21 protein-coding genes are annotated in these 24,051 nt (G+C 53.5%); 17 read left to right on the top strand and 4 right to left on the bottom strand.

Annotated features, from left to right (window positions below; all coding sequences use genetic code 11):
• Nucleotides 1-32: 32 nt before the first annotated feature.
• The 7 genes from AABC73_RS14410 to AABC73_RS14380 all read left to right on the top strand — a co-directional run bounded on the left by AABC73_RS14410 (nt 33) and on the right by AABC73_RS14380 (nt 6,865).
• A complete protein-coding gene (locus AABC73_RS14410) occupies nt 33-404 on the top strand; it encodes a histone-like nucleoid-structuring protein, MvaT/MvaU family (RefSeq protein WP_055002574.1) in 372 nt (123 codons plus the stop codon).
• Nucleotides 405-510: 106 nt separating this feature from the next.
• Nucleotides 511-1,953 (top strand): hypothetical protein, encoded by a 1,443-nt coding sequence (locus tag AABC73_RS14405; RefSeq protein ID WP_341524133.1) that lies wholly within the window; start codon nt 511-513, stop codon nt 1,951-1,953.
• A 121-nt stretch (nt 1,954-2,074) separates the two neighbouring features.
• Entirely contained in the window at nt 2,075-3,517 is a 1,443-nt protein-coding gene (locus AABC73_RS14400; protein WP_341524132.1) for a DUF2971 domain-containing protein, read from the top strand.
• A 541-nt stretch (nt 3,518-4,058) separates the two neighbouring features.
• Nucleotides 4,059-4,229, top strand: a complete 171-nt coding sequence (locus AABC73_RS14395) for a hypothetical protein (RefSeq protein ID WP_341524131.1) — start codon at nt 4,059-4,061, stop codon at nt 4,227-4,229.
• A gap of 267 nt (nt 4,230-4,496) precedes the next feature.
• The gene (locus AABC73_RS14390) at nt 4,497-5,372 is read left to right on the top strand and encodes a hypothetical protein (protein ID WP_341524130.1); all 876 of its coding nucleotides are present in this window, start codon (nt 4,497-4,499) and stop codon (nt 5,370-5,372) included.
• A gap of 113 nt (nt 5,373-5,485) precedes the next feature.
• On the top strand, nt 5,486-6,037 hold the full coding sequence (locus AABC73_RS14385; RefSeq protein WP_341524129.1) for a hypothetical protein: 552 nt from the start codon (nt 5,486-5,488) through the stop codon (nt 6,035-6,037).
• 42 nt (nt 6,038-6,079) lie between these two features.
• A complete protein-coding gene (locus AABC73_RS14380) occupies nt 6,080-6,865 on the top strand; it encodes a hypothetical protein (protein ID WP_341524128.1) in 786 nt (261 codons plus the stop codon).
• A gap of 95 nt (nt 6,866-6,960) precedes the next feature.
• Here the strand turns inward: AABC73_RS14380 and AABC73_RS14375 are convergent, their stop codons facing one another.
• Nucleotides 6,961-7,482 (bottom strand): hypothetical protein, encoded by a 522-nt coding sequence (locus AABC73_RS14375; protein ID WP_341524127.1) that lies wholly within the window; start codon nt 7,480-7,482, stop codon nt 6,961-6,963.
• A 426-nt stretch (nt 7,483-7,908) separates the two neighbouring features.
• Here AABC73_RS14375 and AABC73_RS14370 point away from each other — a divergent pair, with 426 nt between their 5' ends.
• A complete protein-coding gene (locus tag AABC73_RS14370; protein WP_341524126.1) occupies nt 7,909-9,000 on the top strand; it encodes a DUF3800 domain-containing protein in 1,092 nt (363 codons plus the stop codon).
• Nucleotides 9,001-9,047: 47 nt separating this feature from the next.
• Here AABC73_RS14370 and AABC73_RS14365 read toward each other — a convergent pair whose 3' ends face one another.
• On the bottom strand, nt 9,048-10,661 hold the full coding sequence (locus tag AABC73_RS14365; protein ID WP_341524125.1) for a hypothetical protein: 1,614 nt from the start codon (nt 10,659-10,661) through the stop codon (nt 9,048-9,050).
• A 644-nt stretch (nt 10,662-11,305) separates the two neighbouring features.
• Between AABC73_RS14365 and AABC73_RS14360 the strand changes: the two genes are divergently transcribed.
• From AABC73_RS14360 to AABC73_RS14335, 6 genes are all read left to right on the top strand, one after another.
• Nucleotides 11,306-13,393 (top strand): AAA family ATPase, encoded by a 2,088-nt coding sequence (locus AABC73_RS14360; protein WP_341524124.1) that lies wholly within the window; start codon nt 11,306-11,308, stop codon nt 13,391-13,393.
• A complete protein-coding gene (locus tag AABC73_RS14355) occupies nt 13,393-15,381 on the top strand; it encodes a UvrD-helicase domain-containing protein (protein ID WP_341524123.1) in 1,989 nt (662 codons plus the stop codon). Before AABC73_RS14360 ends, AABC73_RS14355 begins: the two co-directional genes overlap by 1 nt.
• A 119-nt stretch (nt 15,382-15,500) precedes the next feature.
• Nucleotides 15,501-15,731 carry a hypothetical protein gene (locus tag AABC73_RS14350; RefSeq protein WP_341524122.1) on the top strand — a complete coding sequence of 77 codons (231 nt, stop codon included), beginning with the start codon at nt 15,501-15,503 and terminating at the stop codon, nt 15,729-15,731.
• 275 nt (nt 15,732-16,006) lie between these two features.
• Nucleotides 16,007-17,190 (top strand): IS3 family transposase gene (locus tag AABC73_RS14345; RefSeq protein WP_341524189.1). Its coding sequence is split into 2 segments (ribosomal slippage): nt 16,007-16,271 and nt 16,271-17,190, totalling 1,185 coding nucleotides; the frame shifts between segments, so codons are not numbered across the junction.
• Between the two features lie 48 nt (nt 17,191-17,238).
• Nucleotides 17,239-19,260 carry a hypothetical protein gene (locus AABC73_RS14340; RefSeq protein ID WP_341524121.1) on the top strand — a complete coding sequence of 674 codons (2,022 nt, stop codon included), beginning with the start codon at nt 17,239-17,241 and terminating at the stop codon, nt 19,258-19,260.
• A complete protein-coding gene (locus tag AABC73_RS14335; RefSeq protein WP_341524120.1) occupies nt 19,250-19,696 on the top strand; it encodes a hypothetical protein in 447 nt (148 codons plus the stop codon). The genes AABC73_RS14340 and AABC73_RS14335 overlap by 11 nt, the downstream gene beginning before the upstream one ends.
• Nucleotides 19,697-19,906: 210 nt before the next feature.
• Here the strand turns inward: AABC73_RS14335 and AABC73_RS14330 are convergent, their stop codons facing one another.
• Nucleotides 19,907-20,794, bottom strand: coding sequence for an AraC family transcriptional regulator (locus tag AABC73_RS14330; protein ID WP_341524119.1), 888 nt, complete (start codon nt 20,792-20,794; stop codon nt 19,907-19,909).
• A gap of 138 nt (nt 20,795-20,932) precedes the next feature.
• Between AABC73_RS14330 and AABC73_RS14325 the strand changes: the two genes are divergently transcribed.
• The 3 genes from AABC73_RS14325 to AABC73_RS14315 are packed head-to-tail and all read left to right on the top strand — an operon-like array spanning nt 20,933 to nt 23,070.
• Nucleotides 20,933-21,676 carry an SDR family oxidoreductase gene (locus tag AABC73_RS14325; RefSeq protein ID WP_341524118.1) on the top strand — a complete coding sequence of 248 codons (744 nt, stop codon included), beginning with the start codon at nt 20,933-20,935 and terminating at the stop codon, nt 21,674-21,676.
• 18 nt (nt 21,677-21,694) lie between these two features.
• The gene (locus AABC73_RS14320; RefSeq protein WP_341524117.1) at nt 21,695-22,096 is read left to right on the top strand and encodes a VOC family protein; all 402 of its coding nucleotides are present in this window, start codon (nt 21,695-21,697) and stop codon (nt 22,094-22,096) included.
• A complete protein-coding gene (locus AABC73_RS14315; protein ID WP_341524116.1) occupies nt 22,093-23,070 on the top strand; it encodes a saccharopine dehydrogenase NADP-binding domain-containing protein in 978 nt (325 codons plus the stop codon). Before AABC73_RS14320 ends, AABC73_RS14315 begins: the two co-directional genes overlap by 4 nt.
• 26 nt (nt 23,071-23,096) lie before the next feature.
• Here AABC73_RS14315 and AABC73_RS14310 read toward each other — a convergent pair whose 3' ends face one another.
• Nucleotides 23,097-23,990, bottom strand: a complete 894-nt coding sequence (locus AABC73_RS14310) for an AraC family transcriptional regulator (RefSeq protein WP_341524115.1) — start codon at nt 23,988-23,990, stop codon at nt 23,097-23,099.
• Nucleotides 23,991-24,051 lie beyond the last annotated feature (61 nt).

Genomic DNA, 24,051 nt, shown 5'->3' with positions numbered 1-24,051 from the left:
GCAACCGCCAGCACTAATTTCTGAGGTGTTACATGTCCCGTCTTGCTGAATTCCGTCAACTCGAAAAACATCTGGCTGAGCAACTGGCAGCCCTCGAAGCAATGAAAGGTGACGAAGGCCTGAAGAAAGAGGTTGAGTTCGAAACCAAGCTGCGCGCCTTGCTCGCTGAATACAGCTACAGCCTGCGCAACGTCATCGCCATCCTTGACCCCCAGGCATCCACTCGCCGCGCTCCTGCTGCCACCGAATCCAAGGCAGGCTCCCGCAAGCCACGCCAGGTCAAAATCTACAAGAACCCGCACAGCGGTGAAGTCGTCGAAACCAAAGGCGGCAACCACAAGATTCTGAAAGAGTGGAAAACAGAGTACGGCAGCGATGAAGTTGAGTCCTGGTTGGCTCAGTAAGACTGTTTGAGTACAAATGAAGGCCCCAGTGGGGCCTTTAGGCTATGTAGCACCTGAATCTATGTCCGCCGATTTGAAATCCCTTACTCATTGAGACTGACAGATCATGAAGGAAACAGAAGATAGTGAGAAGATAAAGGCCCCGCCTGGATTTGACCGTTTCCTCCGGCTAGGGATGCTAATAGAGAGTGACACCAAAACGCTGATGGTTAGGCTGTTGCACTTAATTCGCGGAAATGGGATCTACAAAATGATTCCGTCACGCGAAAACCGTGAGAACTATCAAGAATTCATCTCCGCCGTGCATGATGGCTGGAAGCTAGCACAAAAACTCATAGCAATAGAAGTCTGTAAAAACCTCTCCGAGATATCATTGCTCGAAGCGCAGAAAAGTGACTTCCATATAAGAAAGGACTCAGTCGAGAAATCCAATACAATTGAGAAAATAAAAAAGCTAAGCCTTGAAAACAACATGCTTCGCAGGTTTGTCGACTCTATTGTTTGGCATATGCTTTTTGATGAGCAGTCAACAATTAGGCGATTGCCCATGAAAAAACATGGAGATAATCTCTCTATAAAAAATATTGAAGATATCCAAGAGGTCATAGACCAATATAACGAATGCCCTATGACCATAGCCATCATGGCGGATCTTACTACATTCGTTCATCATGGAGACATCGCACTTAAAAGTATTCAAGGAACATCGTTCGTCGAGGTTAAAAGCGGCAGCAAAAGCAAGGTATTGCTTGATGTCATGGAGCACTCAGAAGGACTTGGCTGTAAATTGGCAGAAACAATCCTCACCAAGGATTTTACTAGATCTGAAAAGCAGCAGTACAAGCGAACTAAAAATCAGGCTGATCGAGCGAAGAACCTGTCATCAACACTGAAGACGAATGAGGGGTACGATCAATTAACTGGCAGAAAAGTAAAGATTACGGAAACCAAGTGCGAGATAAAATACTACAATAAGGAACTCTTGGATTGCCGGAAGAGGCTGGAAGAGAATGGCACATATGCAATAAGCGTCATTGATTCATGCCTTTACATTGGCATGTACAAAGAGCCGGAGTTCGCATATGTTGGGTTTAGCTCATGGATGAGCATGTTGAAGTGCAGCAACCCAATATACAACCTGACAGATAGTTTTTTTGATGCGCTCGCTAGGCCTTTACCATCCCTCAATATGCCGACTGAATTTATTGAGGAGATAATAAATGGGAAGATCATTGTGATGGGATGCCTCAACACAAGGGGCTTTTTTGAATTATCACGAAGACTGTATCCGAACATGATTACCTTGGCGCGACCTCCCCAAAACGCTGATATAGGAGCGATGCGTGTTGACGGGAAAGCCATGGCAATGGCTATGAGCGACCAGGGAATTCAAGGATACCTAGGAGATGGACTAATGAATCGTATGAGATTTGATCTTCAGAGTCCGAGGAGTATTTTGGAGAATCAGTACGCAACGACCAACAAATATTACTATATTCCAGTGCATCACCAGGCATCGGATGACCTTGCGGAGGAATCCATTGGCTAGCTGAGGATCTTATAGATCCACCCCAAGCTGGCCAACCCGGCAGTGCTGGCAGTATGACATTGGCTTGAGTGCAAATGGGCTTCGCAGAGCTTTTTTCAACTGATGTACAAATGAGGTAATCATGGAGCGACATCTCTACAGATTCAGGACGGCAGACCGTCTACTTGGAAAGGACAGCACTAACAGTGAGCCCGCTGTACCTGGCGAGCTGGAAATGCTCGAGATTTACTTTGCCCCTCCTGAACAGTTGAATGACCCACTGGAGGGATACCGTGAGGTCTATTGGTCAGGCGACAGAATCGTCTGGATAAATCTATTTCGACATTACTTGTTGGTATTGGCATTTCGTAGTTGGCAACTTAATGACGTGCGTTATGGGCATCCTTTGCCAAAGGAGCTTCCAGTTGGAATTTACCCTTTGCAACTTGAAGGTGTTGAGCTTGCTACATACCAAGAAATGGATGAGCTGCTGAGAGCGGATGAAATCTTTCAAGCATATGCAATTGCGTTTGCGAAAGATGAGAATAAGCATTACAAGCCTCAACTGTCGTACTACTTGATTGGATTACACTCTAGATTTCTATCTATTGTCCTTACAGTGAATGAAAGACACCAACTGACGAATATTAAGCATGCAGAGGGCCCGTTTGATCCTCTGGTTGACTGTGATTATCATCTACCCCTAATCGCTCAAATCGAGAAGCACGGCGGCGTCGGCAGAAATTTTCACACTTACAGACAAATAGCGCTTAACTTTTCAGCTCTTGAAATAAAAACTGCCAATGCTTTGGAATCTCACGTCGCTATACTCAAGGAAATTACTGAGGGTTTTGCGCCTAGGTACGTAGATCAAATCGAAGTTCTGATGCATCCCAAGTGGTATATATCCTGTTTCATGAAAGAGTGTGACAACTCGGCAATATGGGGTAGCTACGGAGACAACCACAAGGGAATATGCTTAAAGTATCTCGTATCTGCTCAAGACTCCGAATTGTCGATGGAGATAAACAAGCCAGTTGGCCTTGGAGGCAGAGGCAGAGATATAGATTTCAGTTTTCAGAGCATGCGGTTCAAAGAGGTACGCTACGACCGAGAACACTCAGAGATTGATTTCTTTAGATCGCTAGGCAATGTTCCAAACGAAGCGCTGGGTGGCTTTTGGTATAATGACGGCAATAATTATTTGAGCACTAAAAGCGAATGGTATAAGACTGACTCCAGTGACTTTAGAAAGCAGCACTGGTATGAATTTTATCTGGCTTTGACTTCAAAGCTGCCTCAATGGAAGTCCGAGAAAGAATATCGTTTAGTGCTGAATTCTGGAATGGATCTTTCAGACAAGAAAAGCCGGACATTGAAATATAAGTTTTCAAGCCTCTCAGGGATTATCTTCGGGATCAGGACGCCTTTAGAGCACAAGCTTAAAGCGATGAGAATCATAAAGGCCCACTGTATACGTGAAGGCCGTGAAGGTTTTGACTTCTATCAGGCCTACTACGATCCGCAGACCAAAAGTATTCAACATGCCTTGCTGCCAATATCCATCGATGATGTTGAATCCTAGCCAGGAATCAAGAGGCTCGCAAGGGAATGCTGTTTTCAATATTTAAGCTCAAATCTTAGGAAGTTAAGTAATGCTAGAGGCAAAAAAAGATTTCAACCTGATTTCTTATATTGGAGATTCACTGAGCCAAGACGACCATATATCTGATCCGGCATTTGTATCTGCTTTATCTTTGACTGCGCAAGATAATAGCGACGTCCACCTTGTACTTCTAGCCTGCAGAAACCACAGGTATTTTCGATGGGTAGTTAAAGATCTTATACTTTTTCATCACAAAAATTCGAGTAAAGAATATCAAAATTATGGCGTCGTAGGAATTATCGCAAACGTTTTTAACTTACTCTGTGAGTATAATAGAGATTCACCTTTGCCGCCTTTAGCTAAAGATTACCCTGGGTTTAGGCTGACGGTAGAAATGCTAATGTATTAATTGGCAGTGATTTGATAGCAAGAAATGCAAATGTTCATGAGGCATTCTTGCTGTCAAACCCTCAATGCCCATACCGACGCGTTGGCCGAACGGCACAGGAGGGAGGGTGAAATGTCTTCGGCCCTTGGAGCGCTGACGTCGGCCGCTGAGAACTTTCCGCATCTCATCCAGCTGCGTACCTTGACGGCCAATTTCGATCCAAGCACTCCCATCGCTTGGCTTGCGATTATCTATCCCAACATCGTCAAGCAGCAGGCGAATCTTGAATGCGCTGGTCTGTAAAAGCCCACTAGGCTGGGCTCTGAGAGTAACCCACTGATGCCACGCTGCCCGTTGTGAGCAGAGTTCAAGAACAGCCCCACCACGCGCACCTCAATTCTGAGAGTCGACGATCAGGGAGAACGAGTAATGGAACCACCAACCGACCGAAAAAGGATGGACGTCACGGCTTGCAATCCATTTATTCCCGCTGGGGACTATCGTCGAGGCCTGGAGCTCACGTTGCAGACCATAGCACCGCACCTTACCCAGCGCTAGCTAGTGGCTTTGGTGCATAAGAAGCTGCGCATAGAGGATCCTGAGCCGGCAGAAGATCAGTACCTTCAAGCAGCTGTGGAACTCACGGTATGCGCTCACTATGCGCGTTACTTCACCAGCAGCTTTGTCTACGAAGACAAGGTGATGCCACCACGAGATGTCGACTGTTCTTTTTGCAGCGGGGGTTACAAATTCAATGTAGAGGTCAAATGTGCTGATTACACTGCCATGCATAAGGTGGATTCGGGCAGCGAATTCATTATTCGGGCCATAGGGTGGCAGTCAGATTACAGAGATACAGTCGCTAAGCTCCAAAAGAGCTTTGCAAGTGTTGGCAGCACCCTTGTGCCGGGCCTCCACATGGACAACAAGCTAAAAGACTATTTGTACGATGCTCATGGGGAATTCCCAGATGTCGCGGATGATCGCCAGTACAACGTGCTCGTCGTCGGCTGCGATGATCCTGGAGACATGCAGCTATGGGAGGGGTATTTGACCGGCGAGAGGGGGCTGTTCACTGGCGACTCATTTGCAGACCCCGCGCGCTACAGCAGTGTCGACTTGGTCGTCCTGACCAACCTCTACCATCGTCACAGGTCGGTACCTGAGAAGGACATGCTGAGAGGGCACTGGACATTTACCAATGCCTTTTCGATTCTGTATGCCAATCCCAGATCCAGGAAACCTAGAGCGATGTTTGAGACTTTTGCTCGGACGCTACGCACTTACAACAACGAGCTGAGTACACATAAGATCGAAGGTGATGCGCCTGAATATGTGATGCAGCGTCTTGTCATCTCTCACTACGTCAGCCAAGTACAATGGCCGAACGGGCAGTATTGTTTCCAGCCCAAACCCGGCAAGTCTACCCAGACAGAAGCTTGCTAGACCAAAGGGCCGTATTCAAAAATCAGGAAGCCCCTAACATGAAGCCAGGAATATAGAAATCGGCGCAGGTCATGGACAGCACTTCAACGTGTGTAGTGCTTATGGAGGAATCCGTGCGCACCTTGGAATACGCTCAGCCTACAGAGCAGATGAAGCTGAAAGATATCATGGATCTGGACAGTGCTGCATCCATAGAAATTAACAGCTTCCTGACCCGAGAATTGTCCCTGGTCATACAGGATAGGGCGGAGCTGGCTTCTCGGTTTTTACTGGATCGAGATAAGCCTTGGCTGGTTTGCCAGCTGTGGGGGGCCGCTCTTTTGCTGGTGCGTACACAGCATCGTTTCTTCCACTTCCGCCACCACCCGACAATAGAAGGGCTCATTCCGTGCGACATCTCCACCAAGGGAGAGCTCAGCCCAGCTCAGATCACCGCGATCAAGTACAGCGCGCAGAAGGAGAGCCAAGCGCACATCCGGCTTAAAGGGATCATTCGCGACAGCTTGATTGCAGATCTATCGTGCGGTGAGCCTCAGGTTGAGAAAGTATGGAAAAGTCAAGCAGTTGCCGACCGTGCCACCTGGCGCAAGCCCGATGTCCAAGTCGCTAGAGGCAATGAGCGGATTGCGTTTGAAGTTCAGCTCTCGACCACCTTTCTGACCTAGATCGTCGGACGTCGGGAGTTTTACCGAGCTAATGGCGGGGCGATGATCTGGGTATTCCAGAGCTTTGATCCTGGCGCAACCAAGACTGCCGAGGAGGACATTTTCTTCCTGAACAATCTGAACGTCTTTATTGTCAACGATCAGTCGCTGGCGCGATCCAAAGCTTCTGGACGCATGGCATTTGATTGCTGGTACGCAGTACCCCAACTGACCGGTCGTACCATAGTCAACGACTGGAGGAGGGCTGAAGTGTTTCTGGACGAACTGACGTTAAATTCGGAAAAGCAGCTTGTGTTCTATAACGATTACCAAGCACAGAGAGAGGTATTGGAAAGCACGATAAACACAGATGTGCTGCGCCGCGACTTCCATGCGTTCTGGACGGAGTTTGGCAGAGAGGACACGCCACAGTCCCGGGAACGCTGGGTCGACCTACGCGAGCGTATGGAAATTGCTTACCCGGATATCAAACTTCCGAACTTCCATTGGACAGATCCATTCCAAGGGGCAGTCTCCATTGTGCTGAGCGCGCGTTACCGTCGCCCGATCGGATATCGATTCGAGCGTCTCCTCAACGTCAGCAACCAGGCCTTCGATTCCTACAAACCCTTTTTGCTTCAGTTCGGGTGGACGCTGGAAATCTTTGAGCAGAATGAGCTATTGGCCGAACAAGACAAGAAGGGGACTTGGGCAAAGCGACGCAAGATCATCCGCGCTGCACTGCAAACTCGGGATGAAGCTTATCGGCCCGACCGGCAATACAATCGTCTATTCGCATTTTTGGTACCTGAACTCACGGACCGCCTGATCAACATGCGTGAATGGTGAGGGCGGGACTTCCCGCTCAGTGCTCATGGCTGCGATGAGAAAGGAGCCGGCTCCTTAACGTACGTCTCACGCCAGCGCAGCACATATCCCATGCTTTACGACCAACCTTTCCCAAAATCCGGAAGGCTTGGTAGCTCATGGGCTTCGCGCCAAGCTTTGTCAAACAGCTGCGAACGCGTTTGCGAATACAGAGTCGTTGAATGAAAGCCTACCGCTGATTCAAGCTTTCCCGCCTTTCCAAAATCGCTGCTGGAGACCCAGACAGTTTCAGGGGCGACTAAAACAACTCTAGCCCCTATGTCGGGGTGTAACGCGATCCGGAGCCAAGGCCTGGCAGCTTTCAGAGCTTTGGCCGCGTCGAGGCACTCAGAATGCGCCACTATCCAGATATTCTGAGGACGTTTATCCAGAATATTTGCGATGTAACCAATATCTGCCAGGCCTCGGGTCAAGATCAGGATCTCGCCTGTGGCACTGCCAAGCTGACTCAAACGAGTAGCCCAGGTAGATGAACCAATTGACATTTTTGCGTCCGAGCAAGCAAATGCAAAGCCACCGTTATCATCGCTAAAAGCCATTTCTTTTTCTGCCTGCTGTTCGGTGCCCAATCGTGGCATGAAAGACCTGCGTGGTCGACCGAGGGAGCGATAACGCAGTCGAGAGAAGCCATACTCCGAGGTGCGGATGCAGAAGTGACCGCATCGATAATGGGGTCATGATCGCCAGGCGCGACAGAGCTCAGCTGCAATAATCCGGTCTGACGGGGGATGCCCCAGCGTAACCTGAATTTACAGCTGACATTAATCAAACGACCTGGTATGCCGTCCGTGCGAAACAGGGCGGATCGGTGTCGACGGCGAAGGCGTGTCGGTCAGGATGACTCGATTCCACACTACAGAAATCTTTACCAGTACCCATGTGGTCTGCTCCTGTGCGGATGCAGATTCCAATCAAAGGCATGGCACAAACCACACTGGGTTTAATCGCGCGAAAAAAATGCGTATACAACCAAATATGAATCACTTCATAGGCAGCGATGAGATATGACCACTATCTACATTGATGAAAGCGGCCACAGCGGGGACATGGTAAAAAGCGGCAATGCTTACGACTTCCAAGGCCAGCCCTACTTTGCATTGGCCGGCGTTGGCCTTGAGGACGGAGATGACTGGGAGTGCCGTATCAATGAACTGAGAAGCCGCCATCGCATACCTGACGGTGAACTCAAATCCAAGTCATTGACCGCCAAGCCTAGGTTCTCGGCTGAAGTCATCCACGCCTTGCTAGACCGACAGGCCCCGCTTTTTGTCGAGGTGGTCGATAAGCGATTTTTTATCTGTACCTGCATCACCTCGTTCCAACTCTTACCACCGTGTCTTGGTTACCCCGAATCACTGGAGTTTCACTTCATCAGGAACACAGTGGCGGACTTCCTGTATTTTCACGCTTCCGAGCGGGTGCTGGACGCGTTCGTCGCCTCGTGCCTGACTCCGGGTGACGCAGCCCTCCGCGAATCATTCGCTACGCTACAGGACATGGTGGCAAATCCTGGCCTTACCGGATCGGTCATGCAAATTGCGCAAGGCATTGCCCACATGGTGCAGGAGGCAGAAGCCGAGTACCGCAAGCGAAGTAATGAAGGCGCGGGAGCCTGGTCAAGATTTCTTCCGCCTCCAGATATCAACAAGCATGCGAAGCAGGTCTGGATGCTGCCAAATCTGACATCATTTTCGAACATCTATGCTCGGATGAATAACTACTTCAGCCGCCGACTGTTGGGTATTCGATTGGTGCACGACCAGCAATTGGAAGTGGAGAACATTCTGCTCCAAGGCAAGCTGCTAGCGGAAAATCTGAGCCCCACCATAGATCTGCCTTACACGCCGCATTCTGACTATCGGTTCGAGGAAGAGGCCAGCATTGAATTTGCGCAGTCGCACGAGGTAGTTGGGTTGCAATTGGCTGATATTGTTGCCGGCACAGTGATGCGTTTCTTTCGTGATACAGACTCCGGTGCGCCAGTGTCGGGTGACCTGCGTGAAGCCGTGATGCGACTCATCGATGAGGGTGATGAGCGAACAGGTTACGGCCTCAATCAAGTCGTCGCGACTGCCCGTGTCTACCATGCCGAATGATGTTTTCAGTCAAGATGTCTTCCGCGCTGAAGCAGGGAGCGCCGATGTCAGTCGGGGCTGCAAGGTAGTGAGGCCTTCAATGCTTTCTCGAAAACGAAGGCGTCACCCCGTAACCGATGATCCAGTCCTTCAAGGACATTCCGAAGCTCCTGCCGATAGGTAACCGTTGTGGGCAAACCGGCCCCGTCGATTACAGCGGTGAGGAATGACGATGCAACGGCCGCCATCTTGGGATCGCCTTGGAGTGTTACATGGCTGCGAATAGCGATTGCCAGCAACTGCCTCTTGAACGACGCCGACAGCTTTTCACTAGTGATGATGCCCTGCAGCATCGAGCCAAGCACCTTCGTGGCCTCTTTGGAGATGTAATAGCGATCAAAATCATCGGCTGAAAGGGTTGCCTGCGGGATTTCTGAACCATCCATGCACGCACACTGCTCAGCCCAATCCGTGGCGATGCTGACCACGCGAGACAGGAGGTAGTGAAAAGGCGTTGGCCATTCCAGTAAGGTTTCTTCGTCGAGTGGCCCAGCCATTTGCTTGAGGATCTTTTTGGCGAACCAATCAAAGTAGTGCAGCCACATATGGTCTTGCAAACCCTGATGGATGCCTTCATGCACCATGATCTCAAAAAGCGTGATGCCCGAATTGATCGGACAGCGAAATCGACCAGTTTCCTGGTAAGAGCCCAGCGGCTCGTTGAGTTTTTCGGCCAGTTGTCTATCTTCATCCAACCGGCGGCGTACAGAGTCACCAATGGCTGAATCCAAGCCGATCTTCACCGCCGTGGCTGCATCAGTGAAGAAAAACCGAAGAAGACGATTGCTCTCCGGCAGGTACAGGCGGCTTCCGCCGTTCAGGTTTTGATTGTTTTTTAGTTCGACGTAGAGTCGGCTTCCAGGCGCGTGGAGGAGGGCATCTATGTAACGCGCAATGAAGTCGGAGCGTATTGCCTCGTCCGCTTCAAGGAGCTTGAGGCAGAAATGCGGGTGGGCCTGCGCCAAGTGATGGGTTAGCTCAGGTGAGGTGACAAGATTCAACAGGATTTCCCGGGCTTGCGTACTAGCCTCGTCCCGAGCCACGCGCCAAGACTTCACTTTGTGCAGCATGTCGCGCCAGTACTTACGCTCGCCAGATTGAGGTTGAGGGGATTCCCCATTCAGTAGTGCTGCCATGTCGATCTTGGGCGTGTCGAGGTGAGCAATCCAGCGGACTAGCCAAGATTGCTGTCGTGTCAGGGCGATGAGTTTCGGCAGTTGGGGCTCGACCAACAGTATCAGTTCATCGTAGCGCTTGGTGAGATGCAAATTCTCGATCAACTCACGAAAAACGTGGACTCTACTTCGGACGAGCTTAGGAAACCGGGTTCGCCAGAAGAAGTATAGAGCCACCGAAAGCAGCAACAGATAAACCGCGCTTGAGCTGTCGAGGCCCCATTTCCAAGGCCCCAGGCTGTAGTACAGTCCAAGTTCCTTCAGTGCAGGGGCGAACACCAAATAATGGATCAGGAGAAAGATCGAGGCTCCAATAATCCAATCTCCACAGGTTGTGCAGAAGCGAAGTCGAAGCCGGTTCGTTGGAGAAATTAACGCCCATACGGCAGCGACAACGCCCAGAATGGTGAGCAAATTGGTGGTATCAATTTGAGTAGGAGTCGTCATGGCGTAGTCATTTTCTGTCCATTTTTCAGCTGACTAGATTACATGTGCCTAGCGAAAAATTCTCAGATATACCTATGGTTACGTAATAGAGAAGGTGTCGAGCGGCCCGATGGCATGCACCTGCGGTCGCGCCGTATCTACGGCTGACTGCAGCCATGATGAGTCCTCGGCAAGAGCCGATTGCAAGGGCCGGATAAGACTCAGGCGGTCAGAAGTCAGGTCAGGTCAGGTTTCGGAAAACACTGGGATTTATTGAACCCGACGGAAGCTGTTGATAAACCCACTACGCGAGGCTGAGGCTTAACCCGGCGGTCGTCGGGGCTTGTATTATCGTGAAATGAAAAAGGGCCATGTCGAAGCCCTTCGTTTGCACTCAAAAAGTCCTACTCAGTTCTCGACTTCCTTGAAACCATACTGGCCTTTCCATTCCTTGAAGGTCTTGTGGTTGCCGCCCTTCGTTTCGATCACTGACCGTCCTGACCAACTTCCACCGCTCTGCAATTCTTATTATCCATTTCTCTCCGTTACAGATAGCATCTGCTCGAGATAGCGCCTTGCCCCAGTCTGTGGCATATATCCAGTCACATTGCGTTCGGCTTGGAAGCCCAGAGGTCGATTGAAGCCAGGCTTAGGGAGAAGTGGGGATGTACCTTTCAGCGCTGTCTATCCGTAATTTCCGCCAGTTTGGCGATCTGACTCCAGGCTTTGTCATCCACTTTAATGAGGGAGTCACTGCGCTTATAGGGGAGAATGATGCTGGCAAGACCGCAGTAATCGACGCCATCCGGCACGTCCTGCAGACCCGTGACTCGGACTTCCTTCGGCTTGAACTGGAGGACTTCCATGTCACAGGGAATGGCGAACCTGCGACCGACATCACTCTAGTCTGTACGCTGTCCGGGTTATCCACGCTGGAACTCGGAGCCTTTGCTGAGTACGTAACCTTTTCAGGTGGCGAGGGTCTGCTTCATGTGCACTGGTCAGCACGTCGACTCACGTTGCCGACAGCGTCACGTCGCTGGGTCGACATCCAACTCCGCTGTGGTGCGCGCGGAGAGGGGCCTGCCTTGGACGTTGGAGCGCGCCAGTTACTGGCGACCGCCTACTTGAAGCCGTTGCGCGATGCTGAACGTGAGATGTCGCCAGGTCGTAACTCGCGCTTGTCCCAAGTCCTGTCAAGTTTTCCGGGAATCGAAACGGGTGAGTCCTACGTCGGTACGGCTCCGCCGGCGTCAACAGCCGAAGCTTCCGACCTGAGCATTGCCGGCATGAGCGATTACATGTGTGAGCTCGTCAGAGGCCACGGAGCAATCAGGGTGGCCCAAGCGACGATCAACGAGCGCTACCTGGAACCTCTTTCACTGGCGGGACAGCCACTTCATAGCCATCTCGGCTTCGGCGACAGCGGCAGTGAGACTACGAAGCTCAAACAGATTCTCGAGCGGCTCGAGTTGGGACTGTTGGACAAGGGCTCGGGGCTTGCAAAGGGCAGTTACGGCCTGGGCTCCAATAATCTGCTGTTCATGGCCTGCGAGCTCCTCCTGCTGGGCAAGGAGCCAGACGGTCTGCCACTGCTGCTGATTGAAGAGCCAGAGGCGCACCTCCATCCGCAGCGCCAACTCAGACTGATGGAGTTCCTGGAGCGAGCTTCCCAGCCTCAAGCCCATGCTGAGGAATACGTTCAAGAACAAGTGCAGACACGGCCCGTCCAGGTGATTCTGACAACGCACAGCCCCAACCTGAGCTCCAAGATCGCCTTGGAAAACCTCGTGCTCATTCAAGGTCGGCGCGCGTTCTCCATGGCGCAGGGGCGAACCAAGCTGTCGGTTGATGACTATCGGTTTTTGAGTCGTTTCCTGGATGTCACCAAAGCCAGCCTGTTCTTTGCCAAGGGGCTGCTCATCGTTGAAGGGGATGCTGAGGCGATTCTTCTGCCGGCGTTGGCCCGGCTGCTTGGACGTGACCTGACCGAGCATGGTGTATCAATCGTCAACGTCGGCGGGGTTGGTTTGCGTCGATATGCGCACATCATGCAGCGCGCCGACGAGTCTGAAGGCGCCATACAAATCCCCACCGCCTGCATCACCGACATGGATGTGATGCCTGATTGCGCGCCAGCCATCATGGGGCTGAACCCGAACAAGCGCAAACCCGATGGTAAGCCGGCGTCTCGGCGGTGGCGCATTCTGAGCGACTTCGGCGCGACTGATATGGAGCGAGAACCCAAGCTAGCGGCTCATCGGCAAAAACGGACACGTGGCGATGGCCAGAACGTGAAAACCTTCGTGGCCAATCATTGGACGCTTGAGTACGACCTGGCTGTCGGGGGACTCATGGATTGGGTACATCGAGCCGCCGTGCTGGCTTTGCATGACGCGAAGATCAACGAGCGCAAGCTGACTCGGGAGAAAGTGCTCGAGAGGGCAAGCAGGGCGCTGGAGACCCTCAAGACTCGGTACCCCACCGAGGAGGAGCGCGCTACGGAGATCTACCGTCTTGTGGATTCCGGTTCCAAGTCGATCACCGCACAGCACCTGGTCGACCTGTTGCAGCTGGCAGTTTATGAGGGTGAGCTCGATCAGGCGAGCTTGCGTACAGCGCTACCGACCTATGTCGTTGAAGCGATCGACTACGCCACAGGCGGCCCTCTCTTGGCTCAATCACCAGAGTCACCTGCGGCTCCTGCAACCACGGCCGATGCACAAGCAGCCGGTGTGGAGGAACCTGCGTAATGCGGCTTCAGGATCTTGTTCCGCCAGTCACGGATGCAGACATCGAATGGGTGAGCGGGCTTATGTCGCTGCGCGATCTGGATGAGCCTCGGAGGGCGTTTCTCAAACGTCTCGATACGCTCGATGTGGCGGCATGCCCAGGGAGCGGCAAGACCACCCTAGTGGTTGCCAAGCTCGCCATCCTTGGTCGTCACTGGCGTAGCCGTACTCAGGGGATTTGTGTGCTTTCGCACACCAATGCGGCGCGCGAAGAAATCGAGCGTCGGCTGGGCGCCACGGAGGTTGGCCAGCGGCTGCTGCGATACCCCCACTTCATCGACACCATCCATGGTTTTGTCATGCGGTTTCTGGCGCCCCCTTGGCTGCGATCGAATGGCCACCCGCTGGTAATGATCGATGACGAGGCGACCGGGCGTGCCAGGGGTAGGGCGCTGGGACACGGGCGGAGAAATATGGAGACTTTCCTAGGCAGAAAGGAAAAAAGGCTTGCTGATCTTCGTATTCAAACGACTGATTTTTCGAATCCGCTTGGGGGCGTACATTACATTTGCTCACCTGGGGCTCCCTCATACGGAAAACTAGGTAGAGCCATGGGCGCTGCCGCTTCGGAAGGTTACTTTTGCTATGACGAGGTTTTCACGCTCGGCCAGGCCATGATTGAGCAGGAGCCGAATGTCGCTCAGTCGCTGCAAGCTCGGTTCCCCTGTGTGCTCATCGACGAGATGCAGGACACGGATGTCGTGCAGAATCAGCTCTTGAACCACGTGTTTCCACGCGATGCCGTGAATACAGTCGTGGTCAGGGTTGGGGATCCCAATCAGCAGATCTTCGATGGTGACGGTGAATCCGATGGCGCTTTTCCTCATGGAGAGACAATCGATATCTCCAACAGCTTTCGATTCAACCAGGCTATTGCTTCCTTGGCGAACAGCTTCGCAGTCGCTCCCATTGCCGGCGGATTGATCGGTAGGGGCAGGGCCGGCGATGTTTGTCCAAACACGATCTTTGTCTTCCCTGATGACGATACGAGCGGTGTTCTCGGTGCGTTTGCGCAGCTGGTTTCCCGGTGCCTGTCTGTTTCGGATCGCAAGGATGGGGTGCATGCGATCGGCGCCGTTCACCGGCTGAAGAACTACAAGGCGGAGCAATTCCCGAAGGCTCTGGAGCACTATTGGAGCGCCTATCGCTCAGATGCCAACAGCTCGAGGTATACGCCCAAAACATTCGTTGAAGGTATTCGCAGGGCGAGAGCGCATCTGGCCGTTAGCGGTCATGCACACGAAAGCGTTGAAATGATCGCCAAGTGTTTGCTTCACCTGGCTGAACGTGCAGGCTTGAGGAGACCTATCCAGATCAGGATGAGACTTCACCGCTTCATAGAGCGCAGCTTGGCGTTGAACACGACGCTTCTGGGAGCCTACCAGCGAGGCATCTACCTCTATTTGTTCTATGCCCACCCGCTACGAGAGGAGCGTTGGGTTCAGAGGCATGCCGTACTGCTGAAGCGCCTGATCGCAGAGCTGCATCCTGACGAGACGATTTCAAACGAACCCGAGGTTGAGGCGTACCTGGCGTGGACAGAGCCGCGTGATAAGGACGAGTCCGAGATCCCCCGTGAAACCATCAACGCATACCGATCCGACGAAGGTGATCATGACCCCGTCGACGTCCAACTGTCATCCATGCACGCCGTCAAAGGCAAGACTCATTCGGCGACACTGATTGTGGAAACGTTCAGTGGTCAGCATGTCTTGGAGATGATGTTGCCCTGGCTGGAGGGTAAGCCGCTGGTGAAGAAGCAACATCAGGTGACTTACCGGAAGAACAGGATGCTCATGTACGTCGGGATGACCAGGCCTACGCACTTGCTGTGCCTGGCTATTCGAACCAGTGCAATGGGTGAGGGGGATGCGAGAGCTGAGCGAAGGGCAGCGCTCGAAGCGCAGGGATGGGTGATCAATGAGCTCGGCGCGCGAGTGACTCACTAAGCCACGCTACTGAATGTGGGGCCCGGGAATACTGCGGCACTCGTTGTACAGATTCCCCTGAGCATATCGAGCGACAAAGACTGGATGCTGACTCAGACAGCATCCAGTCCAGTGATTGCTTGCGTTCAAACAAAAAGGAAACAGCCAGGGCTGCCGCCGAGCTGTTGCAGCATTGGCAGGAGAAAGGTGCCATTTTCGACAAAGCAAGGCTAGAAGCTGCTGTGAGCCATTGGGGTGGACGAGAGACAGTTCTTGAGGTTTCCTCCTGGAACACGCCTTTTTATTTGATCATTGAGCTGGCCGATAAAGCTGCTGCCCAGTCTTCACCGGATAGCAGCCTAGAGAGCTGAAAGGTTGATGACATGGCCGGCATTCCTGGCATGTTCTGCGACGGGCTAATGCATTGGCATGGCGTCTCCAGGGCGCTTGCTACCCACTGGTACCACGTGAGCAGCGATGAGGCCTGGCTCGTTGAACTGCTTTTGGCCCAAGATGAGAGCCTGGTTGTTCGGGAAGTCTAGGCGGTCACACCCAGCTGGATGAAAAAAGGCGAAGGCTGGATGTGGTGGTCTAATTTCCCCGGACACCTCTATAGGTGGAAAATACATCTATCGAGGAGCTTTCCATGACTAAAAAACGCAAAACATTCGATGACAGCTACAAGCTGGAAATCGTAAAGATGATCAAGGATCAAGGGCTGACCGTTCCACAGGTTTGCCGGGATCAGAATATCGGTGAAACGGCGGTACGACGCTGGGTGCAGCAGTATGAGGCCGAGCAATTGGGGCAGGCCGGAATTGGTAAGCCGTTGACGTCTGAGCAACAGCGCATCCGGCAGTTGGAGCAAGAAAACCGGCAGCTCAAGATGGATAATGACGTCTTAAAAAAGGCTACGGCCTTCTTTGCCCGCGAGCTGAAGTGACGTATCGACTGGTTCGGCAGCTGCAACAGAAGGCTTATTCGGTGGCGTATCTTTGTCGTTTACTGAGCATCAGTCGATCCGGCTTCTACGAAGCACAGAAGCGTGTTGAAGCGCCTGTTCAGAAGAGTTGTCCTGTCGTTGTGCAACTCAAGGCGTCGTTTGCCGAGAGTGGCGGCTGCTATGGCAGTCGCCGCTTGCGTAAGGTTTTGCAGGCCCAAGGCATCGAAGTGGGCCTTTATAAAATCCGCGGTTTGATGCGTGCAAATGGCCTGCGCTCTGCCTGGAAGCGCAAGTTTGTGCACACCACCGATAGCAAACATGACCTGCCGATTGCCGAGAATGTTTTGAACCGACAGTTTGAGCCCGAGGCTGTGAACAAGGCCTGGGTGGCGGATATCACCTACATTCGAACTCGCAGCGGCTGGCTCTACCTGGCGGTAGTGTTGGACTTGTTCTCGCGCAAGGTGGTGGGATGGTCGATGGCCCCAAACATGCCAGCGGAGTTGGTGTGTAGCGCGATGCAGTTGGCCATAGCACAGCGCCAACCGCCACCGGGCTTGATCGCTCATTCGGATCGCGGCAGCCAATACGCCAGCGCGAGTTACAGAACGCTGCTAGCCAGAAGCGATATGCAGCAAAGCATGAGTCGAAAAGGTAACTGCTGGGATAACTCAGTAATGGAACGCTTCTTCCTGAGCTTGAAGATGGAGCGGGTATGGCGGCGCGATTACGCCAACCATGCCGAAGCAATACGCGACATCACTGAATACATCGTTGGGTTTTACAACAACGAGCGACTGCACTCAAAACTGGGATATCTGCCACCGACCGTTTACGAACGGGCGATGGCGTCGGAACAACCTATCGAGGTGTCCGGAATGAGTTGACCACTACAGGATTTATTCGGCTTGCGGAAGTTTCAGGGGGGGGGGGCTATGAATATGCTCACGACGTTAGGGCTTTCTATCGAGTCGCCTCTCGCCGTTCCTGGGGCATCGAATTACCGTCCAGAGAGCTGGCCTCCACCACCTGATTGGCCGGTCGTAATTGATGCACAGGGCAAAGTAATAAGCCGTTGGGGCGATCCAATTTGGAGGCTTGATCCATGGGCCAAGAAGGCACTGACGCTGAATTTTGGTGATGGGCCAGTTAAAAAATCAGCGACACCAATTAGCTCAAAGAACGCAAATTTACTTCGAATCATCACTGGCTGGTGGCTATACGGGCCGTACGGCGCTCGTGGCTACAGATCCCTTAAAACGCGTTTCGATCAGATGCGGCGGCTGTTTGTTCTTTGCGAGGAGGCAGGAATACTTGCCAGCGAATTACGCCACTTTCCACGCGTATGCGAACGGATCCCTGCCTTTCTTCATACCTCAAGAAAAACCGAGTTTCTGACGTTAATGCATGAGCTTTACGCGTCCAGGGATGCTGTAGGGTTTACGTTGCTGGACTCAGGCTCCCTAACCCGTCTGGCCGCGCTTTTTCCAACTCACCACACAGCTCAAACACCGTACATCCCTCCACGTATTTGGCGCTATCAAGTTACTAGGCTGCGAGAGTGCCTTGATGATTTCCTATCCCATCGAGAACAGGTTGAAGCTTGTTACCGGTTCTGCTTCGCGGCTTACGAACATAACCAGAGGGTTTCGGAGAGAACGGCGTGCGTAAACGCCCAGCCTTTTAGCGGCCATAAAAATCAGTTATCAGGCGCTAAAACGGGGCTTCGTATTCTCGGCGCGTTTGCAGATACCGCGAAACGCTTCGGCATATTTGAGCTGCTTGAACGTTGGGTGGGTCGCAGTGGCGACTTACAAGTAGGAGCGCTGACTAGCTATCTGAAACTGGTCAACGGCGCGGGATTAGCTTATATCCTTAACTTCAGTCTCATGCGGGTCGAGGAAGCATGGAATCTTCGAACCGGGTGCCTTGACACCGAGCACGACAAGAGCTTCGGCGACATTTTTTTGTTACGTGGGCAGACGACAAAAACGCTCTCTGATAGCGACGCGGTTTGGGTCACATCCCCATCTGTGGCAGTCGCCGTGAAGGCGATGGAGGTTATTTCTCTGTTTCGCTCACTATACGCACCTCGCGAAGCTGCGAGAGTTCTCACTGGGCGTTACTTGACCGATTTTTCTTACGAGCCCTGGAGTTCGTTGCGCAATAAAGGTAATCACTCACTGAGGCCGAGCATTCGGTCATATACCGACCTTTTGGGGCAGTACGGAAAGCTCTTTGACTTAGAACGTTTGCGTATCACGCCTGAGGATTTGAAATTGGCCCGGCTAGCTACCCCTTCATTGCCGAAGCATTATCAAGTGGGCGCTGTATGGCCGTTGGCGTGGCATCAGTTGCGTAGAACTGGGGCAGTAAACATGCAAGCTTCCGGGCTCGTCAGTGATGCTTCGCTTCAGTACCAGCTCAAACACGTCACTCGAGCAATGAGCCTTTACTACGGACAAAATTACTCGCGGCTGCGTCTAGAGGAGAAGGCTCACACTCTGTACGTTCGCACGATGTACGAGACGCTTGGAAGAGAGTTACAGCAGCTTACGAGTGAGCGTTTTGTCAGTCCCCATGGCGACAAACGAAAGGCTGAGATCGTTCGGCTGATTTCGCCAGAGGATGCGAAGAAGGTGATTGGTTTGGCAAAGAAAGGCGCGGTCGCTTGTCGCCCGATAATTCTTGGCGTTTGTTCGAGTCGTGAGCCTTGTCCGTACGGCGGAATTGACAACATTGCCCATTGTGGAGGTGGTGATTCAGTGGATGCAAAACCTTGCCCTGATGTGCTGTATGACTCAGAACGATTGGGCGCGGTAGATGATCTTGAGCATGTGCTCAAAGAGCGGCTTGCTGCTGCTCAGGATGGGAGTCCGCTAATGGAATCGTTGATGGCTCAACAGCGAAGCGTAGAGAGCTTCCGTCGTGTCCTAGGGAGCGCAAATGGACGTTGAACTCCCTGCTCGCCGCAGCGCGGCTGATCAGTATCGTGATGCTTTTGAGCGCCTGAAGCTCAATAGGCCACAGCTTCTACCAAAGGGGACACCGGTCACTCAGAACAACGTGGCCAAAGAGGCCGGGAGCGATCCGTCGGCGCTTAAGAAATCTCGTTTCCCGAGTCTCATTGCAGAGATACAAACCTACGTGGAACAACATGCGGAGGAGCGACCTCCTTCGTTGAGCAAGGTCAATCTTCTCGCCCGCCAGAAAAGCCGCGCCCTACGTGATCGGATGGAGCAAGTTGCCCGGCAGCGCGACCAACTCGCAAGCTTATTGAGCGAAGCGGATGCGAAAATCATTGAGATGTATGACCGTATCGCTGAGCTTGAGCGGCAGTTGCCTGCGTCAAATATAATTTCGTTGGATCCGCGCGGGCCGAGAAAGCTTTGAGATAACAGCGCGCATGCAGCTAGTCGCCTGAGCATTGCCGATCTGGAGCGGCAATTGCCTGCCTCAAATGTCCTACCTATAGATCCGCGGGTATGGATCGACTGCCCGGTATTGGCCGAGAGTCGCCGGTCTTGAGAGGCGACTGTCGACCCATTGCGGACGTTCACAAAGATCCTGCACATGTCCTGCGCGTGGTTTTGCCAACGTCCTCTAGCCGACTCGAGATTCGCTTAGGATTCTCGCCGCATCTCGTCCAGGAGGGAGACCGAATACACGCGCATAGTCCCTTGTGAACTGCGTAGCGCTTTCATACCCCACCTCGAAGGCGGCGGCCGTAACGCTTTTAGCACTCGCCACCATGAGCGTTCTGGCCTGGAGCAGGCGGACCCGCTTTTGGTATTGCAATGGGCTAAGCGTAGTCACGGCTTTGAAATGCCGATGAAACGCCGACACACTCATAGCCGCTTTCTGCGCGAGGCTCTCCACTCTGATGGGTTCAGCAAAGTCCCGACGAATCCACTGAATGGCAAGGTTCACGCGGGCCATAGCGGTATCGGGCGAGGCAATCTCCCGCAACATCCAACCATGCGTGCCCTGTAACACTCGAAAGAGGATTTCGCGCTCATAAGCCGGTGCGAGTGCTGCAATGGCATCCGGGTTGCCCATGAGCCGAAGCATACGCACCCAGGCGTCCATCAGTTCTGGCGTGACGGCCGCCACCGAAAAACCGGGGTCGTTGTCATAGCGCCCTGTCGGTTTGGGCAAGTCCGCCAGCAACGTAGCGAGCACCATCGGATCGAGTGTCAGGCTGACAGCCAGATAAGGCTCGCCTGATTCAGCTGCGTGCACCGCCCCCACCGCAGGCAAGTCGATGGACATCACGAAATACGTCGCCGGGTCATGCCGAAGCGTCTGGTCGCCTACGGTCATCGTCTTGCTGCCTCGCAGGATCAGATTGATCATCGGGTCGTAGACGGCGGCCAGCATGTGTTCGGGAATCTTGCCCTGAACCATGGCGACACGCGGGATACCCGTCTCAGTACGGCGGTTTTCGGCCTTGGCAGCCAGAGTGCGCAGTTCATTCAGTTGATTTTTCATAACGCGGATGTTGACCGTAGAGCAAGGCGCTGTGCAAGCAAAAAGCAGAAACGGGCAAGTTTCGAGTAGGAACGGTTGCGTCGACGAAGCTGTGCGTCGTTACTGTGGTGCCTCATTTCATCAACAGCGGAATACGACATGGGCGTTATCGTCATCACCGGAGGCAGCCGTGGTATCGGCGCCAGTGCAGCCCTTCATATCGCCCAGCGCGGCATGGGCGTCATCCTGACGTACAACAAGAATCCGGAGGCAGCGGATGACGTTGTCGCGAGTATTGAGCAGGCAGGCGGCAAGGCTGTAGCGGTCAAACTCGACGTTGCCGAGGTCCGCAGTTTCGAGGCTTTCCGAGAAACCGTTTTGATCACGTTGAAAGAAGTCTGGAGCATCAACAGTCTCAGTGGCCTGGTCAACAATGCCGGTTACGGCCTGTTTAATCCGCTGGAGTCGGTCAGCGAAGCGCAGTTCGACGGGCTGTTCAATGTTCACTTGAAAGGTCCGTTCTTCCTGACCCAAGCCTTGCTGCCGTTGCTCGAAGAAAACGCCAGCATCGTCAACCTGACCAGCGCAACAACTCGCGTGGCCACAGCGGGTGTAGCGCCTTACGCGGCGTTCAAGGGCGGCCTTGAAGTGCTCACCCGTTACATGGCCAAGGAGTTTGGCGAGCGGCGCATCCGTGCCAACGCAGTATCTCCGGGCGCGATTCGTACCGAACTGGGCGGCGGCCTGAATGACGAGTTCGAGGCAATGCTGGCGGCACAGACAGCGCTCGGCAGGGTCGGCGAGCCCGACGATGTGGCGCGGGTTATTGCCATGCTGCTGTCCGAAGAAGGCGCCTGGATCAATGCCCAGACCATCGAAGTCGCTGGCGGCTACAACATTTGAACCACTGAGGGTTTGCACATGCTGGATCACATTTTTTTGTCGGTAAGCGATATCGAGCGCTCCATCCGGTTCTACGACGCGGCCCTGACACCGCTTGGTATCACTGCGCGCCTGGACTACGACGGCAAGAACGGTCCTCCCGGCCATCCTGACCTCAAAGGCTTCGGTGCTAATGGCCGGGTATTCTTCTGGTTGCGCGAAGGTGTGGTAGAGGGTCGAGCGGTTCACGTCGGTTTTGTGGCAACTAGCAAGGCCGAGGTCGAGGCCGCCTATGCTGCCGCGATAAATCAGGGTGCTGTTGACAACGGCGCACCCGGCGCTCGGCTGCATTACGACCCAAACTACTACGCCGCCAATGTGCTGGACCCGGATGGCTACAGCCTGGAATTTGTATACAAAAACTGGCAGCACGCGAAATGAAAAAACTGATGATTTACGGTGCGACGGGTTACACCGGTCGCACGGCCGCAGAACGAGCGAAAGCTCTGGGGCTCAACTTCGAAGTCGCAGGGCGCGGTTTTGATCGATTGGCGCAGCTGGCTGCGCTACTGGATGTTCCTTACCGAGTGTTCGCTGCTGATACTCAGGCCGCAGAGGCGCTTGATGGTATCGATGTGCTGTTGAACTTCGCCGGGCCTTTCGCCCAGACAGCCGAGTCTCTGATGCGTGCGTGCATTAAGGCAGGCGTCGATTACCTGGACATCACCGCCGAAATTAATGTTTATCGGCTTGCAGAACGGCTGGGCGCTCAGGCCGTTGAGGCCGGTGTGATGCTGCTGCCAGGCGTTGGCTGGGATGTGGTCCCTACCGACTGCCTGGCCGCGCATGTCGTTCAGCGGGTCGAGAACCCCCATGCGCTGAGCATCGCACTTCAGGTCCCTGGCTCCATGTCGCGTGGCTCGGCGATGAGTGTCAACGAAATCATTGGCGCAGGGTTGCTCGCAAGGGTCAACGGTGAACTCGTTGTAACGCCCGATGCGCAGCCACGTCAGTTTGATTTTGGCGACGGGCCGGTGACATGCCTGCCACTGTCTTTCGGTGACCTGGTGACGGGCTGGCATTCGACAGGTATCCCGAATATCGAGATGTTTGTACATATTGCTGACGATGCATTCCCTGAGGGCGATTTGTCGCTATTGCCTGATGGCCCAAGTGCTGATGAGCGAGATGCGCATCGGGCTCGCGCAGTGGCAGAGGTTACAGCGTTGGACGGCAGCGTTGCGCGCTCTATGATCGAGACGGTCAATGGTTATTCCTACACACCACTGGCGGCCATCGAGGCAGCACGCCGCGTGTTGGGCGGCGAGAGGAAAGCGGGCTTTGAAACGCCTGCGCGGACCTTCGGTGGCGGATTCGCGGAGAGCATTGCCGGAACGACAATTATCGATATTTGAAGCCGGTAGCTGTGCCAAATCGGTGCTCAGGAAGCGGCTTTAAGCTTCTCGTTGCTCCTCTGTGCAACGGGCGGTGACCTGAATCTCGCAGCGTCCTGCACAGGTGGCAACCCGAACAGCCGCGCGTATTCCCGACTGAATTGCGAAGCGCTTTCATAGCCGATGTTATAGGCGATAGATGTCGCATCCAGCGTATCGAACAGTAACAGCCAGCGCGCTCTGAGCAAGCGCAGACGTTTCTGGTACTGGATGGGCGTCATGGCAGTGACGGATTTGAAATGCCGGTAGAACGCCGCAACGCTCATGTCGCTCATGACCGCCAAGGGCTCAACGCGGAAGGGCTCTGTGTAGTGCTCGCGGATCCACTGGGTCGCGCGGCTGATCTGCGCCATTCGACTGTCTGGGCGTGCGACGTCACGCAGGATGCCGCCCAGCGGCCCCTGCAATGCACGGAATAAAATCTCACGCTCAATCATGGGGGCCAGCACCGCTGCTTCGTGAGGGCGGTCCATCAGCCGCATCATGCGCAACCATGCATCAATCATCTCAGCAGGCGCTGGCACGGCATCGAAGCAGGTAATGCCGGGCGCCCCTTGCGCTTTCACCTCGTCCACCAGCAGTCCTGCGATTACATCAGGATTCAGCGTAAGGCTGATCGCCAGATAGGGCTGATTCAGTGCCGCGCTGTGAATCTGACCCGTCGCGGGTACGTCGACTGGGACCAGAAAATAGCTCCCGGCAGCGAACTGGGAAACCTCATCCCCTATCGACAGGGTTTTTTGGCCCTGAAGCACCAAGTGCAACATCGGTTGATAGACCTGATCCGCACAGGCCTCTGCGCGGACCATCTCCACGCGGGGCAATCCGGTATCGGTCCACTTGTTTTGAGCACGCATCACAAGGCTGCGCAGTTCTGCCATTGCTTTTTCCATGCCGCTGAACATGGGCCAGTTTGAGATGCAGCGCAAGTCATCTGAGAAG

The organism is Pseudomonas sp. G.S.17, from assembly GCF_038096165.1.
Taxonomy (GTDB): Bacteria; Pseudomonadota; Gammaproteobacteria; order Pseudomonadales; family Pseudomonadaceae; genus Aquipseudomonas.
This window is presented reverse-complemented; position numbering and strand designations above follow the sequence as displayed.